We start from the raw sequence: 15,629 nt of genomic DNA on the forward strand, positions 1-15,629 counted from the left end.
ACTGACGCCGATTTGTCGCAGGGACTCCGGGCCTATTTAAACCGCAGCGCCGCTATCAGCACATTATGACGACAAAAGCACTGTTTTTCAAGCGCGCCGTGGCAGTTTGTCGAGGCTAGGTTCAACCACGCGCCGCGTTACCAATTGATCCGATGCCCGTCACATCTTCGAAGATCATGCTCCCAGCGCGAAGAACGACCGGACGGCTTGGCGTGTGATGCGTCAAGAGGTAATTTCTCGACTCAGAAAGTCTTGCCATCGGTGCAATGCCTCCGATGGCACTGTGCGCGCGATGCCAGTTGTAGTGATGCTGCCAGCTTGTTAAGACTTCGCGGCGATGCGCGCAGCTTTGGTAGGTCCAGGCATCAGCCCACTCGCGCAAGGCTGACTGGTGGAAGCGTTCAGCCTTGCCCTTGGTCTGAGGGTGATAGACCGGTGTCAATTTGTACCGAATGCCCAGCTCCTAACAGGCCCGAGCGGACTCACGTGAACGGGACGCCGAACCGTTATCGGTGGGCAGCCTGCAGAGGCGCACACCCAAGCCGGCGTACCACGCGACGGCATCGCGCAGAAACTGCACGGCGCGGGCCTGCTTCACGTCTGGGTGCATCGCCGTGAAGCAATCCGAACGTGGTCATCTCCGGCGACAAACAGATACTCCCAGCCCGCGCCGGCCATTGTATCTCGCCGATTGCCGGTGACACGATGGCCGGGGCGTGTGATGCAACCCAGTTTCTTGGTCTCAATGTGCAGCAGATCGCCCGGCGCCGCATGCTCGTATCGCTGAATCGGCTCCCGCGGTGGTAGGTCGCTCAAACAAGGCAGCCCGGCGCGCCTGAACACACAACTCTGCAGGTTAAAGCGAACGCGCTCGCCTGTCGAGCAATCTGACGCTGTAGCAAGCGCTGCTAGCGCAACGCCAGGACCTGCCAAGCCGCCGCCGGCGCGATAGCACGTGGCGAGGGGACTGGCCGCGAAGATGCATCTGTCAGCGCGGCTGCGCCGGCCGGTGAGATAGCGACCGAGCCATTTGCGTACAGTCGATGCCGTCACGCCGTGATGGCTGCAGCTTGTGCCACAGTTCAGCCATATTCAGTAATCTGCTGACCCTCTCAAGTCGACGAGCAAAGGTGAGCCGGGGATTCTGACAGGTGTTCATCCGGCTGAACTGCTGGAAGGCTGCGTGTCTGGCGACCTCAGTTGCCCAGACTCAGTCGGATGAACCATCGATACAACCTATTGAAGCTTCACCGCTAGCCGTCAATCACGCAAATAGATTTTCTTGCCTTTCTGCGCAACGCCACTGGTGAAAACCATACATCGCGCCTATTTTTGGGTGACTGGATTGTCAGTCGGCGTTTTAAGGTAAAATAAACGCTTATCGTAGTCGGTCCTGAATAAACCGCAGACGTTGGTGCAGTAAGGCTCTGAGGCCAGAATGGTGTTGTGGGAATTGCAAGAGGCAGGCATATTAATGCGAGATCCCTGCAAATTTCGACGAGGTTCAGATGGGTCCGAAGACGCCGGTGCCAGAGGGAGATTTGTTTCGCCAACCGCTGCGCGAGCAGATCAACTTGAAGCATCCGTTGGTTCGTCTGGCCGATCTAATTGACTGGGACCGATTGAGCGCAGCGATGAGCGCGAGCTTCGTGTCGCAGCGCGGCCGACCGGCAACGTCGCCGCGTTTGATCGCAGGGCTGTTGTACTTGCAGCACGCCTTCGACTTGTCGGATGAGGATGTGGTCTGGCAATGGCTGGAGAACCCGTATTGGCAGGTGTTCACCGGCGAGACGTACTTGCAGACCAAACCGCCGATCGATGCGTCGAGCCTGACGCGCTGGCGCAAGCGGCTAGGCGAAGCCGGCGTTGAAGAACTGTTGGCTGAGACAATCGAAGCGGCCAAACGCGCGAACGTCATCAAGACTTCGAGCCTGAAGCGGGTGATCGTCGATACGACAGTGATGGAAAAGGCGATTGCCCATCCCACCGATTCGCGCCTGCTCGAGCGTTGCCGAGAACATCTAGTCAAGGCGGCCGCCCGGCACGGGCTGAAGCTGCGGCAAAACACCAATCGCGAGGCTCCGCGCCTGGCAAGTCAGGTAGGCCGCTATGCGCATGCGAAGCAGTACAAGCGGATGAACAAAGCGCTGCGCACTTTGCGTTCTCGAGTGGGGCGCGTGATGCGCGATCTGGAGCGGCAACTCAATGGTGTCGCTGGGCAAACTCGCGCGGCGTTGGAAGAGCTGATCAGCCGCACGAAGCGGATTCTCACGCAGAAGCAGAAGGACAAAAATAAGCTGTATGCGCTGCATGCGCCGGAAGTAGAATGTCTGGCCAAGGGTAAAGTACACAAACCGTATGAATTTGGCGTGAAGGTGTCGATCACGACCACGCACAAGGAAGGTCTGGTAGTCGGCGCTCGTTCGATGCCGGGCAATCCGTACGACGGGCACACGTTGGTTGAAGCGTTGGAACAAGCAGCGATCCTGAGCGAGGTGCAGCCGCAGATCGCCATCGTGGACCGTGGCTACAAGGGTGTAGCCATCGATGAGGTGAAAATCTATCACCCGGGTTTGCGTCGTGGCATCACACGCGGCTTGCGCGCAATGATCCGGCGGCGCAGCGCGATCGAGCCGGCCATCGGACACATGAAGTCAGACGGCAAGCTCGATCGAAACTGGCTCAAGGGTGCGCTGGGCGATGCCATCCACGCGGTGCTGTGCGGCGCCGGCCACAACCTGCGCATGATCCTGCGCAAGCTGCGGCTTTTTTACGCCCTGATTCTCCTCGCTTTGCTCAGCTTCAAAACCGCTGCGCCCTCGGCTGCATGACTTCATCTGCGAGCTAAAACGAATTGTCCAGGCCCAACTATCGTAAAGCAGCCGGTCGTCGTAAAGGACAAGTTGGCATCTTTTATGCGCACGTACAGGCTGCGAGGGCAAAAACCAAGCGGTGGTTGGTCATCGAAAGTGTCGAAGCTTACGGTCAAGTGGCTAATCTGCAATTGGCTCGGCTATACGTAGGCCGCTCGCGTTGACGACGACGCAATGGGCGGAAAATATACGCTGCAAGCCTATGAGCAGGGTCCGATATAGCAGCCTTGATCTACTAGAAAGAGGGGCTTTTTAGATGGAGACCATGCTGCCAAGTGCTTTGTCAATCTGACGCATCGGCACAGGCTTGCAACCGGCTGACCCAATCCGCGTGCGTGCAGGATGTTTTTTCAACCTAACATAGGAAATTAACGTGGCGACATACCAAGAGCTACGCGCTCAAATTGAAAAGCTTGAAGCGGAGGCAGAAGCCTTACGGCAGCATGAATTGCAATCGGTGCTGGCCCAGATGCGCGAGAAGATCGCCGAGTTGGGAATTACGACTGAAGACTTATTCGGACGTAGGCGTCAAGCTCGCAGCCCTGCACCCGCAAAGCCGCACGAGCCGAAATACCAGAATCCCAAAACCGGTGAGACTTGGAGTGGTAGAGGCCGAGCCCCGTCATGGATTGGAAAGAATCGTGAGCGCTTTTTAATCCAGAAATAGGGCACAGCGATAGGTCGGCGAAGAGGGCAAATATGCCGCCGTGGCCTGCATTGTTTTGTGTCGCACTAGCCTCGGGCTTAATTTACCCAAACGGCGTGCCTCGGCGCATCGTGTGGTACTGGTTTGGCGCGATGCATCGGATTGATGGCGTTTGCTTGGTCTCGCCAGGCGAGCGCTACGTTGAGCTACTGATTATGCTATTGCCCACGGGCTTTCCCGTCACACCGCAATTCGTCTCGCGCGGGCGGTGCGACGGGCATTGCGTGTCGCACCGCAATATAAGCATTGACTTTAGCGCTCCCAGCAGTGCCAGGCAAGAAGCCGAGCTTGAAGCGGTGCAACAAGGCTATCCTTCCGCTTGCGGGGAAAATTTCGCTTCACGCCCGTTATCGCCCGCTGCCGTACCACATACGATGATTACACCACTTGGTAATGTCCGGCACAACATGCGGTTTGCTTGAATCGACATGCCGCGTCCATCGCGGTGATGCAGGAAAGAGAAAACGCCCCCTCCGGCGAAGTGTAAGGTATGCGAGACTGTCTCATGCACACGCACGATTTCATGCCTTAAGACCTGCGAGAGATCATCGATCTGCACTCGCCGAATTTCGACAAGGGTGGCACTGATATTACCCGATTCGGAGACAAGGTATTTATCCCCTTCGGGTCCCTCGACAAGGTAACTGCCGTCCGGGAAATCGGTTCGTATGCTGTTGGGAAGGTTGACGAACGTCATGCGCGGTGCCGCAGCTGATGGAGGATGCGTTGCTTGGGATAAGTTCCGATCATCTTCTTTCATCGCGCCTCTCTTACCTCTTTGCGCTACCCGCCATAACGGCTGTCATCACTTATAGACCGCTCGGCGATTTCAGATCCGCACCACTAAAATGAGCAGCTCATCATCCTAAATCTTGGCGATGACTCGATAACTGCTCACGCGATAGTTCCAAAACTCACCTTTCATTTGGGTTCTCTGGCATAAACTGGCCCAGCATGGCGACAACGAAGACCTCGGCCTGCTCCACCATTTCTTGAGCATCGCCCAATGCGACCGACTCATCCTTATAGTCCGCTACCAAGCGAATTTCCTCAGCGCGATTTAGCAGTCGTCCCATGTCTTTCGATACTGGGCCGTTCTTAACAAGATAGTTGCCAAAGGCCCCGATCAGACCGCTGTGAGTACGACTCACATCCGGTTCGACGGGTGCACCAGACGCTAAAAGCGCAGCGCGGGCCGCATCGAACATCGCATAGTAGGCGCGATTTACCGCGCCATCCACGTCGCCTAAGTCAAGCAGTACGCGGGCGGATGCATATGCCCGCTTTGCCTTTGCCATCAACGCAATGGGCGTCAATTTTTGGTCACTCATAGCCTGACTCCTTCCCGGTTGATGTTGTGGAGCAACAAAGGGTTTGAATAGGTCTCTGGATGCTCCCATTCATCAAGCCAGATCGGCAGCGGTGAGATGAGAATGCCCGTTTGCAGCAGCACGTCAAATGCGATGTCGGCCATTTCAAGCTTGGTGGTGAGGAACCGCTGATGTTCTCCTTTCAGCAGGACAGCCACATCGGCGTCGCTGTCGGCCCGATGGGTGCGCCGCGCCCGGCTTCCGTAGAGAATCGCGCCAGTTATGTCGTAACGGTCGGCAATCAGGTTAAGGAAGTACCGAATCGCTCGTTCGGTATCGGGGTCGATGTGATTCGAGTTCATCGGCAGCATTCCTTCCCCGTAAAATGCGGTCTTGGGTTCATATGTCGCCCGTCGCGCCGCTGCGCGGATAAGAGATCTAGTGTGGTACGCAATGAGTACCATGTCAAGCTTGTTTTGTGTGCCGTTTTCTGCGGTCCTGGAGTAGTCGCAGAATCGCTGCGCGTGCGAGATTAGGAAGGGGGCGGTAATCCTTCGACGTATTCGGCATCCGGTACGTCTTCATCGCGCGCGGGCTAATACCGCTGGCAGTTGCAAGTCCGTCCCAGGTTACGCCAAGCTGCTCCTTGGCGGCTCGCAAGAATTCCTGTTGTGTAGATTCCGACATAGCCTAGGAATACGATACGCTTTGCGTACCATACTAGCGCAGCAACTCAACTAGCTCAACTATCTGGCGTTTGCCCGACATTGAGGCCTGGTGAGGCGTTCTTGATGGGGTAATCCAGCTCCTACGCTACAGGATTCATCCCTCGCGCAGGCGTTGCCGAATGTCGCGGTGACGGCGTCACCTACTCTTTTTGAGCGCACGCGTCGGCGGGCGTGGCCGTCCAACAGGGCCGGAGGGCCGACTCGATGCGGACTTAGTGGGTGTGCGCTGCCGCGCGCGCCGCGCTTTTTCAGCTTCAGCATTCGCGCGCTGCAGCGCGGCTAAGTTGCCTTCCAGCGTGCCAATGTGCTGGCGTGCGTCACCCAGTTGCGCCTGCAGCGCTTGCCGCTCAGCGCGGCGGCGCGCGTCACTTTCGTCGGCACGTCGCACCGCCGCATCCCGTTCCTTGATCAGGCGCGCGCTGATGCTGCGCTCATGCTCGGTCTCTAAGAGCGCGCGCTTTTCGGCCGCTTGCAGCCGTGCTTCGGCGCGCGCGGTGTCGGCCCGCAGCTTATCGAGTTCGCGGGCAAAATCGGCGCGCGCCTGGGCGAGCGCCGCGTCCCGCTCCTGTGCGTCGCGTTGCAGGCGCTCGACTTGCGCGTGCAGCGTCTGGTGCGCAGCCTCAGCCGCCGCAAGCGCGCGCTCGAGCTCCTGAATACGTGCCTGTGCCGCGAGCCGCGCCGCGCGGTGTTCTTCGAGGGTGCGTTCGGCGTGCGCCGCGTCCTCGCGGGCGGCGGCTACTTCAGCGGCGGCCGCGTCGCGCTCGAGACGCATTTCGGCACGCACGTCTTCCAGCGCCGCGTGCGCAGTGGCCGCGGCTCGCTCCCACAGCGTCGCGACGAGCGTGCCGGCGGCGTCGCGCAGCTCGGCGGGCAAATCCGGATGGTCGATTTTGACACGACTTTTCTCACGCAGCTCGCGCCAGAACTCGGCGAGGACCTCGGTGGGCGTGCCCATGCTGCCTTTGCGCACCAGCTGGTACAGGCGGTTCGCGGTGGGCGTGATGCCAAAGCGAAAGAATAGTAGCGCGCACACTTCGCGATACAACTCGCGCGTGTTTGAATGCGCGGCTTTCAAGCGCGCGATCTCGGTGGTCAGCGCCGCATCGGGGGACAGGACATCACTCATCGCAGTTTCCGGGGGAAGATTTGCTTAAAGATTACTACGTAATACGTTGTATATCTAACACTAAAGACACACTCCACGACATTACCGCTATAATGTCGTGGAGTGGGTTAGAAGCGTCGTTTTTTGTTGAACCCCGCCCTTGGAGCGCTCCACCCGTGTCCGTCACCCCCTTCACCGCCGTGCAACCAGTCGAGGCACTCGCGTTGCCCGAGCATTTAGACGGGCGCGACGGCACCAATCGCGGCGCGCGCGAGACCGCGCAGCTCGCCGCACGCAACGACCTGGACGCCGTGCGCGCCTGGCTGTCCAATTACGCCAACACGCAAACCACGTTCGACACCTACCGCAAGGAGGCCGAGCGACTCTTGCTGTGGGCCGTCGTGCAACTCGGCAAGCCGCTGTCGTCGCTCACGCACGAGGATCTACAGCAGTTCAACGCGTTCCTGGCCGACCCGCAGCCCGCGAGCCGCTGGGTGTCGGCCACCGGCGGCAAATATCCCCGCGGCGATGCCCGCTGGCGGCCTTTTAATGGGCCGCTGTCCGCGGCCAGCCAGCGGCAAGCGCGGGTCATTCTGAACGGCCTGTTCACGTGGTTGGTGGACGCCGGCTATCTGCGCGGCAACCCGATGGCGCTACTGCGTCAGCGCGCCAAGCGCTCGGTGCCCCGTGTCACGCGCTACTTATCCGTTTCGCTGTGGGACGAGGTTAAACACTTTGTCGAGCAGCTGCCCCGGGAAACAACGGCGCAGCGCGCGTACTCCACCCGCTGCCGCTGGCTGACCACGCTCTTTTATCTGCAAGGCCTGCGCCTTTCCGAGGTCGCTCACGGCACCATGGGCGACTTCTCGCGACGCCTGGGCCCGGACGGACACGATCAGTGGTGGCTGGACATCGTGGGTAAGGGGCAACGCGCGCGGCGCGTGCCGGCGTCGCCAGAGTTGATCGTCGAGCTGGCCCGCTACCGGCAGGCGTGTGGCTTGCCCTCGCTGCCCCGCCGGGCTGAGGACACGCCGCTGGTCGTGCCCTTCCGGGGCCCGCGTCGTGGCCTGTCGCGCTCCGCCCTGCATGACGCGATCAAGCGGATCTTTCGCGACGCCGCGTCGTGGCTGCGCGCACGCGGGCCCGCCTTTGCCGATCGGGCCGACGAACTGGTGCGCGCCTCAGCGCATTGGCTGCGGCATACAGCCGGCTCGCATCAGGCCGATGGCGGCCTCGATCTGCGCACGGTGCGCGACAACCTCGGGCACGTGTCGCTGACCACCACGAGCCTGTACTTGCACGAGGAAGAGGACACGCGGCACCGCCAGACGGTGCACGGCCATCGGATAAACTGGGGCGAGCAGGAGCCGGTCGAGCCCCCTGCTCGGCAGCCACAGCGCTGATTGTCCGTCCACCCAGCCTGCCGTCCGAACACTCAAACTGCGGCTATGCTCAACCGTGCCTTGGCACATGTTTCATGACTTGTGGTCATCGCGGCGGCGCACGTTGCCCGCTATGCGCGCCTCACCGCCAGCTGCGGCAGCATCGACGATGCAGTCCGCCCCGATGTGACATGAACGTGTCAAGCTGGCGGCTGCATCCGCTGCACGATGATTTGGAGGGCCATTTTTTGGTCTGGGTCAATGGCAACCGGCCTTTCGTTTCGAAGGCACGGATACTGTGCTAGTCAACTGTCAATACAAACACAAGAATTTTATGAGCCACATGTTTAATCCGACACAAAAATAGGTGAACACGATCGTCGCTTTACGACACGGCTGGTTCAAGGTGCCGAGTGCTTACACAAAGTGCGGAAGAGCCACTTCTAAGTTGTTGTCAACACCTGCATAATAGCAGCGTCGATGCGAGCGGAAACGGTGGTCCGGCAGTCGGTCAGGCGACAGTGATCGCGACCGTCTCAGGGCTTGTTTCTCCTTCCTGGCGTAGAACCAGCGAGTCTTGGTTCAGCGTCGTGTTGTCACGGCGAAATGTGAATTCTATGCGTATCTCCCCAGTTGGTAGGCTGCCTGCTCCGGCTGGGACGAGCACAAACCCGGTGCCGTCCGCGGCGCGCACGATGCGGACAGCGAGCGGTGTGTAGGACGCGGTCGAACGGAACCGCCGCGCATGCAGAACTGCGCCGGCGTGGTCGACAAGCCGCACATCCACGCCCTCTCTCGGGAAGCTGGGCTGGAATCCTGCCACCGCGAGGCCCTTCCATCGTGCCTCTTCTCCGGCGAGCGAGGCGTAGCCCCCTGGCTCCATAGAAGCCGTGATCCGCACACGCCGGCCCGAGACCAAAAATGGCTCGGCCCCAAAGGCATACCACCGCTCGAAGGTCGGTACGGCGTGCAGGATCTCCGGCGGCGCGACCTCGATTCCAGCGGTGAGAGAGGCGAACGCGCCCGCCGTTCCCTTGCCCAGGCCCGCGTCGGCGATGTCGGTAAGCACGGCCCCGTCGACAGACAGCACGAGGCGATGCCCGATCGCCTTGATGGAAACGCGCCGAGCTGGACCACCAGGGGGCATAGAGCCGGACCAGAGCACAGCATCCGTCCCGGCAGTCCGGACCACGAGCCGTCCGGTCGCAGCGGCCAGGTCGAGGGCGAGCCGCACGTGGTCACGCGGCGAAATATAGCGCCACACCAACCCGTACTCTCCGACGCCGCTAGCCTTTGGCACCAGGGTCGCGTTTATTTGCAAATCTGACCATGCGCCGGCGGCGAGTACCGCGAAGCTCTCGCCCATCGCTGGCGGCTGCGCGACGTCGCTGGTAAGTACGCCATAAGCGATGCGCCAGATGCCGCGATCGCCGTTGGGCGAAGAATCGTCGATACGCCACTCGCGAAGCGTCCTTAGGATGCGGTTGATGCGCACGCCGCTGAAACTGGCTTGCGAGTTCCGCTGCGCGTAGAAGCCAACAGACGTGCCGACGTTGGTCGCGTCCGTGACGGACACGACAAGGACGCCGTCGACGTGCACGGTCAGACGACCTCCTACCGCCTCCACGACGACCGCGTACGTGGTGGCCATACTCGGCGGGAGGGCCGACACATGCAGCACCTGGAAAGCCCCCCCCGAAAAGCGCACGAGGATACGCCGGCGGCTAGTCCGGTCGATAGAAAACCTGTAGTAATTCTGCGCATCGGTATAACGGAACACGACGCCGGCCGCCCCGTTTCCGGGCATGTCAAGATTCATCGTCAGTCGGATGTCTGCCGCCGCGAGCGGGGGGCCGAGCGCGAGCGTGCCGCGCGACGGCTGCTCAAGTGGATGACCAAGTGGCGTCGAATCCGGCGTCATAAAGGCGCCAGTCTGCGAGAGCACGCCCAACGTGGCGCTCCATTGCGGGGCACCCTCTCCTGGTGGGACGACAAATGAGAGTTCAGATAAGTCGGCGAAGGCCGGCTGCCACTGCAGGGTGGGCGTGCCGTCCCCAATCTCGTCGGCGTCCAGAAAATTGCCAGTCCATAGCGCGGTGCCGGCTGGGAGGTCCCCGGCATCAGGGCTCGGCACGGTCCGCCGTTCAATGGCGAGGCCGGTTAGGTCGCGGTCCTCGAGAAGGAGCACAGTTGCCCATTCATGCTGCGGATCCGGTGGGGCGCCCGTTGCAAAGCCGATCTCCGCAAACTTGGCACCTTTGGCCGGCACAGGCGACGGAACTGGATCGGCTGAACTCGTTGCCAGCACGGTTCGCTCCCAATCGATCGGCTCTGCCGTGCGAACGAGAAGAGCCATGGTCTTTCCGCCTGTGACCAAGCGCATTGCCTCGAACCGACCGATGGTCTGCCGGGCGGCGGGACCAAGCGCACCATCGGCGACCGCGTCGAAGGCACGTGCCTCCGGCTCCCCCGGTGCAGACCTTGCGGCGGGGTTGGTAGGGTCGATGGCCAAGACGCTGGCGATCGCGATCGGCGCCGCATCGGCGGGCACCGTCGCGATCGCGCGGTCGTCGCCGCTCAGCACATGATGCCTGAAATCAGCGAAAGCGGACGTGGTGAACTTGAATCGGTAGACAATCGGTGCCGTCGTCCGCAGGTCGTCCACTCGGACGTCGGCAAAACGCGCGCCGGCATTGGCGGCAGCGTAAAGAGCGGCCGTGCCGCTGGCCCATACCGAGTTGGCGATATCGAAGGTGAGGTCACCGTCGATGTATACCCGCAGGTTCGCTCCCACCGCTTCGATCGAAATCTGCAGATCAGAGTTCAGAGGATACCCGCCCGCCGCCTCGGCAAGGACCAGCGCGGATCCCGGATACACCAGCACGACTTGGCGGAGGTTGCGCTGGCGGTCGAGCTTCATGAGATAGCCGCGGCTGCCTTTCATCCGGACGCCTAGCCCGATGATCCCGTTGCCAGCAGAGCGTACCAACGCCGCAAGCCGGTAGTCAGTCCAAGCTGACGGCTGGTCGGGATCGCCGGAAGCTAGGCGGAAGGTGTCCGCGAGCGATAGCAGCGTTCCGCCGGGGAACGGGGCGTTGCGCGCGGCCGGTCCGCTCGAGACTGCAGCGGTCTCCTCAACGTAGCGGCTAGCGGGCGCGCTGCTCTCCCCAATCCTCCAGATCGACGGCGCTCCGTCCGAACCTATGTCGAGCACGCTCCAGGTAAAGATGCCGCCTGTCAGCGCCGCTCTGCTGCCCGAGGCGGCCGCACCCAGCGCGTAGCCGTCGAAGGTGTCGTGCGCCAGCAACGGCAACAGCCGCGCTTCGTAGGTTGTCATGGGATCAAGCACGAATCCAGTGGCACCGACTGTCTTGTTGCGGGCGACGGTCCTAAGATCGACCGTCCCCGTCGTGCAATGAGCATGGTCGAGCACCTCTAGCCAACGCCTCTCGGAGTCGGTCAGGTCGATCTGGTCGGTCCGTGCCCACCGATTCGGCAGTACCGCCAGTCGGCCGTGCGCGTCGCGGACTGGCCGCTCGTTCATATCATAGAGAACGAGCGACAGGTCGCGTCCCTCCAGCGCGTACATGAGATCGACGTAGTTTACCCCGAAGATGACGCCCGCATCGTAACCACGGTAGACCGGCCGGGGCAGGATGGGCGGTTGTCCCGGCGGTGGAACGGTCGGTGGAATCGTCTGGCGAACATAGCGGGATAGGTCTTCGAGCCCGGTCGCTATACTCGGCGGCGCGGTGGCGCCGCCGGTGCCTGCGTCCGGAATAAGAGCGTTGCCCGACGGCGCCAGCGCGGAAAGTCCAGGTGGCCCCTCCGTACGGAAATACGATAATTGTGTGATCGTGCGGGTTCCGGCAAAGGCGTCCGGCACCTTTGAGCCTGGCGGCAGTCGGACGCCGAGTTCGGTGACAAGTTTGAGGCGGAACGTAGTATGTGGCGACAGAATGTTGTCATCCGCACTCCACCGCACGAGCTCTTCGAGGGTGTGCTGACTCATCGCTTTCCACTCCGCCTGTTCACCAGCATCGAGGCCGATGAGAGCGCACACTTCGAGGACGCAGAAGCCGTCGCCCTTAGCCAAAACGACAAGGTGGTCGACGCCCCGCCCATCAACTACGGCTGCACCATCTTTCGCTGAAGTGCTTGACAGCAAACGCTCGCCCGCGTCGTAGGCATTGACGTAGACCGCAGCCGTCTCGCGCGCCGTGTCAATGAAGGTTCGTACGACGACTTGCTTCACGTCCCGCAGCAGGAGAATCTTTGCCTCGCTACCAGGCGCGAAGCACAAGCCTTTCACCGCGGCGTCACGCGCCGCGAGCACATGGGCCGCAACGATGGGCGGCGGAGGCGCCGTCCAGGTTACAACAAACGCGTCGTTGTCAGGGCACGTCCACGGCGGCGTCAACCGGTCGCCAGAAGCATATGCAGAAAAATTGCAGCAGACCCAACGGTCCCTCGGGAGGTCGACGCAAGGATAGTCTGGGAACATTGAGACGAACCAGTCCGACCAAAACTGGCTGATCGTCCGGCGGGTGAAGCTGAACGGTGTCTTAGCCCAAACTCGCAGCTTGGTCTGCCCTGGTCCAGGGCCGTCGCCCGGGGGGGCCATGGTGGGCATCCAGGTTCCATAGAGAGTTGGCGGCGCGGCCGAAAGCGATGGGTCGGGCACTTTGCCGGACCGTGCGACAGCCTGCCAGGCGGTATCAGTCCAGCGATCGAGCCTTATCTCTGTCACTGCGGGCCGGATCAACACGGGTCCCTCGTTACTGGCGGGATTGCCGATCTGCGCCCAACCTGCGGGGCTGCCGGTCGGGTACTGTGGTTGCGGATTGACACCCACCAGGGCGTCATCGTGGACGGAGCAGCCGAAAGTAATTTCGGGCCGCGCGTCGAGTGGGACAACAGGAAGGATGTCCGAGTCGGGTGGCGCGGCGTCGAGTGCTGGCAATAGCAGACTTTCTGCGGGCAGCGGCCAAGTCGTGCTCACGAGCTCGTGACCAAGCGCGACCTCTTTCACCGTGGCCGGCAGCAGCGGCGGCTTAGCGTCAGGTCCCCACTCGAGCGGAAAGTCGACGTGAAAGTCGGGCAGTGGCCACGGCAAGCTCACGGACACGCTAAGGTCGGCGTGAATGAAGAACGGGTCAAACACACCCGCAGCCAGCGTCGCCGTCGCGTCCAGATGGAACCCGAACCCGAACACCGATACGCCGTATCCGCCATGCAGCGACATCACCCCCTGGAAGTAGGCCGGCTTGAGCGAGAGGTCGGCGTGCCCATCAATCCAAGCAGAGATATCCACACTGAGCGGTCCGAAACTCCAGTGCTTGTCAATGCCGGTCCAGGCGCCCGTGCGCAACCGCTGTCCCTCGATCATGAAATAGGAGTCGGCGCGGAAGATGCGCCGGAAGACATCAGCACTAATGCGGCGCTCACGAGGTTCGTCTATACCGAGATAAAGGTGCCAGGCTCCGGCATCATGGAAGTCGAAAAACGCCTCAAGCGAACCGTGAAGATCGATCAACTCGCCGCCGTCGGCAATCAAGTAGCGCGCATCGAGGCCTGCGGTGATGGTACCGACGCGGTTGTCGATGACCAGGAGGGTACGGAAAACGGGCTCGTCGCCAAGGTTCGAGCGTGACTTCAAGACATTGGCCCGTCCTTCGATGAGGATGATGGGACCCGGAAAGACGATGGCAATGAGCAGCCGGCCGGCGAACGTGAAGCCGTTGTCGGCTACGGTGCCAAGTGTGATACCAGCGCCGAGGCCGAGGCTACCCTTGGCGTCGGCCCACTTCCGGAGCCGCGCTACGCCGACACCCGGAGGGTCCCGATGATACCAGCTAGCCCCCGGCGGCATCTCGTACCAGGCCTCGGCGGGAGCGCGGCCAGGCTCCATGTTGAACGCAAAAAGGCCGGCGAGTCCGTAGAGACCCAATCCAGTCGACCATAGAGGGATCCCGACAGGCAGCTCGACGCCGACATAAATAGCGAAAAAGGTGAGATCGGCGGGCTGATCGTAGCCGACCACCAACTCGCCGTCGAGGACGAAATCGAGCGAAGTCAGCCTTAACTCGATGTCACCGTCGAAGCGGTACACGCCCGGCTCCGGCTGGCGCATCGCGACAAAGCCCTTGAATGACAGGCTCCCAGGAACCTCAAACTCGACGCCAACACCGTTGAGCGACAGCGACGGATTGAGCGCGCCGCCGGGCGACCACCGCACGCGCATGCCTTCGACCGAGGCGCCCGCCGGCAGTCCTTCGACGAGTTTGATGTCGCCATTGAAGCCGATCCATCGCCTGCCATCGCTCTCAGTTCCAAAGCCGATCTTGGCGATCGCCAGCTGGAAGCCATAGAAGCTCAGTACATACTGCTCAGGCAGGGCGAGCCATCCACCTTCGACGCAGACATGACCAGCGTCGTCGATCGTAAGCGCCTGGACGCGAAAGGTCGGCCACTCCAGGTCCGCAACCTCCAGCCGAATCGTGCCACTGAGCGAGACGAAGAACGTGTCGCTCTGGCGCCTGAGCGTGATGCTGTCGAGCGTCATCGCGAGAAGCCCAGGCTTGTTGATCGTGACGGGCCCGATGCCGTCCACGCTGTGCACCCCGAGCATGAGGTTCCCGGCCAGGTCGAATCCTGCTGTGACTGAGAGCGGCTCGTCGAAAAAGGGAAGCGTGATGTCGCCGATAAGTTCGACTCCGATCAGCGCGTTCTGTTTCAACTCGACCGAGAAAGTGCTCGGTGTGAACGGAAAACCGGCCAGCGTACCGCTCGCTGGCGCCCCAGCTAGCCGAATCCGTCCCGAGACGCCGCCCGAGCCGATGAGGAAGTTTTCAAAGGCGATGTTCGCGATCGGCACGGCGGTGGTGATTGCCGACGGCAGGTGCACGGTCAGGTTGCGGAAGACGACCCCGCGCCAGCTGTTGGGTAGCCCCAGCGCCTGGACTTCCGGCAGGCTCGTGGTGTCCGAGAGGTCTAGCGCAACCGAGCCTTCGATGACGAATCCCGAACCCGCCACCATCGCTGGAGCGAGCGTGAAGGCATTGGCGCCGTCGAACGTCACGTTCCAGTCCTGGTCGATGACAATCCCGGCGGCAATGGCGATCTCGGCAAAGGGCCGGCTGGGGTCATCCACCCATCCGCTGCTGCTCATCATCACGGGCTTGAGCATCTCGCGCGGAAAACGAAGCCGCATGCCGCCGCCCAGCTTCACCCTCAGCCCAGACGGACGAAACTCCGCCCCGAGCGTGACGCTCGTCGCGCTCGCGCCTCCAAGGATTAGCGCGAAGCCGTTCAGGCCGACAAGGCCGATGACGAGTTCCTCTGCGACCGTCAATCCGACTGAGAAGCTGCCACCGGGTTCCGGCGAGAACACCGTCTCTTGATAGTCGGTGACCAGTATTTTGGAGAGGAGCGCCGTGATGTCACCGCCGGGATCGAACCGGTCGATCGGGAAAAGCTCCGTCCGGAATGCCTTGGGCAGCGGTAAGCCTTCGAAAGCAGGCAT

8 protein-coding genes and 1 pseudogene are annotated in these 15,629 nt (G+C 61.5%); 3 read left to right on the forward strand and 6 right to left on the reverse strand.

The annotated features are described in order from the left end of the window. Positions 1 to 211: 211 nt before the first annotated feature. Positions 212 to 1,159, reverse strand: a pseudogene (locus RBRH_RS15865) (IS481 family transposase); the annotation flags it as partial. Positions 1,160 to 1,508: 349 nt separating this feature from the next. Between RBRH_RS15865 and RBRH_RS15870 the strand changes: the two are divergent. Beyond that, positions 1,509 to 2,831: an IS5 family transposase gene (locus RBRH_RS15870; RefSeq protein WP_013436784.1), complete on the forward strand. Its 1,323-nt coding sequence runs from the start codon at positions 1,509 to 1,511 to the stop codon at positions 2,829 to 2,831. Positions 2,832 to 3,246: 415 nt separating this feature from the next. Continuing rightward, the gene (locus RBRH_RS18415; RefSeq protein ID WP_013436785.1) at positions 3,247 to 3,540 is read left to right on the forward strand and encodes an H-NS histone family protein; all 294 of its coding nucleotides are present in this window, start codon (positions 3,247 to 3,249) and stop codon (positions 3,538 to 3,540) included. A 346-nt stretch (positions 3,541 to 3,886) separates the two neighbouring features. Here the strand turns inward: RBRH_RS18415 and RBRH_RS18420 are convergent, their stop codons facing one another. The 4 genes from RBRH_RS18420 to RBRH_RS15890 form a co-directional block, all read right to left on the reverse strand. Continuing rightward, positions 3,887 to 4,339, reverse strand: a complete 453-nt coding sequence (locus RBRH_RS18420; protein WP_013436786.1) for a hypothetical protein — start codon at positions 4,337 to 4,339, stop codon at positions 3,887 to 3,889. Positions 4,340 to 4,493: 154 nt separating this feature from the next. Then, on the reverse strand, positions 4,494 to 4,910 hold the full coding sequence (locus RBRH_RS15880) for a HEPN domain-containing protein (protein ID WP_013436787.1): 417 nt from the start codon (positions 4,908 to 4,910) through the stop codon (positions 4,494 to 4,496). Beyond that, the gene (locus RBRH_RS15885; protein ID WP_041755163.1) at positions 4,907 to 5,251 is read right to left on the reverse strand and encodes a nucleotidyltransferase domain-containing protein; all 345 of its coding nucleotides are present in this window, start codon (positions 5,249 to 5,251) and stop codon (positions 4,907 to 4,909) included. Before RBRH_RS15885 ends, RBRH_RS15880 begins: the two co-directional genes overlap by 4 nt. A gap of 502 nt (positions 5,252 to 5,753) precedes the next feature. Next, positions 5,754 to 6,743: a DNA-binding protein gene (locus RBRH_RS15890; RefSeq protein ID WP_013436789.1), complete on the reverse strand. Its 990-nt coding sequence runs from the start codon at positions 6,741 to 6,743 to the stop codon at positions 5,754 to 5,756. Positions 6,744 to 6,898: 155 nt separating this feature from the next. Here RBRH_RS15890 and RBRH_RS15895 point away from each other — a divergent pair, with 155 nt between their 5' ends. After that, the gene (locus RBRH_RS15895) at positions 6,899 to 8,125 is read left to right on the forward strand and encodes a tyrosine-type recombinase/integrase (protein WP_049786590.1); all 1,227 of its coding nucleotides are present in this window, start codon (positions 6,899 to 6,901) and stop codon (positions 8,123 to 8,125) included. 490 nt (positions 8,126 to 8,615) lie between these two features. Here RBRH_RS15895 and RBRH_RS16630 read toward each other — a convergent pair whose 3' ends face one another. Continuing rightward, entirely contained in the window at positions 8,616 to 15,629 is a 7,014-nt protein-coding gene (locus tag RBRH_RS16630) for a hypothetical protein (RefSeq protein ID WP_013436792.1), read from the reverse strand.

Source organism: Mycetohabitans rhizoxinica HKI 454 (genome assembly GCF_000198775.1).
Lineage (GTDB): Bacteria > Pseudomonadota > Gammaproteobacteria > Burkholderiales > Burkholderiaceae > Mycetohabitans > Mycetohabitans rhizoxinica.

Coding starts and splice junctions, on each gene's coding strand:
- RBRH_RS15890 (WP_013436789.1), bottom strand. CDS start 6,743: ATGAGTGATGTCCTGTCCCCCGATGCGGCGCTGACCACCGAGATCGCG.
- RBRH_RS15880 (WP_013436787.1), bottom strand. CDS start 4,910: ATGAGTGACCAAAAATTGACGCCCATTGCGTTGATGGCAAAGGCAAAG.
- RBRH_RS15870 (WP_013436784.1), top strand. CDS start 1,509: ATGGGTCCGAAGACGCCGGTGCCAGAGGGAGATTTGTTTCGCCAACCG.
- RBRH_RS15885 (WP_041755163.1), bottom strand. CDS start 5,251: ATGAACTCGAATCACATCGACCCCGATACCGAACGAGCGATTCGGTAC.
- RBRH_RS18420 (WP_013436786.1), bottom strand. CDS start 4,339: ATGAAAGAAGATGATCGGAACTTATCCCAAGCAACGCATCCTCCATCA.
- RBRH_RS16630 (WP_013436792.1), bottom strand. CDS start 15,629: ATGCCTGCTTTCGAAGGCTTACCGCTGCCCAAGGCATTCCGGACGGAG.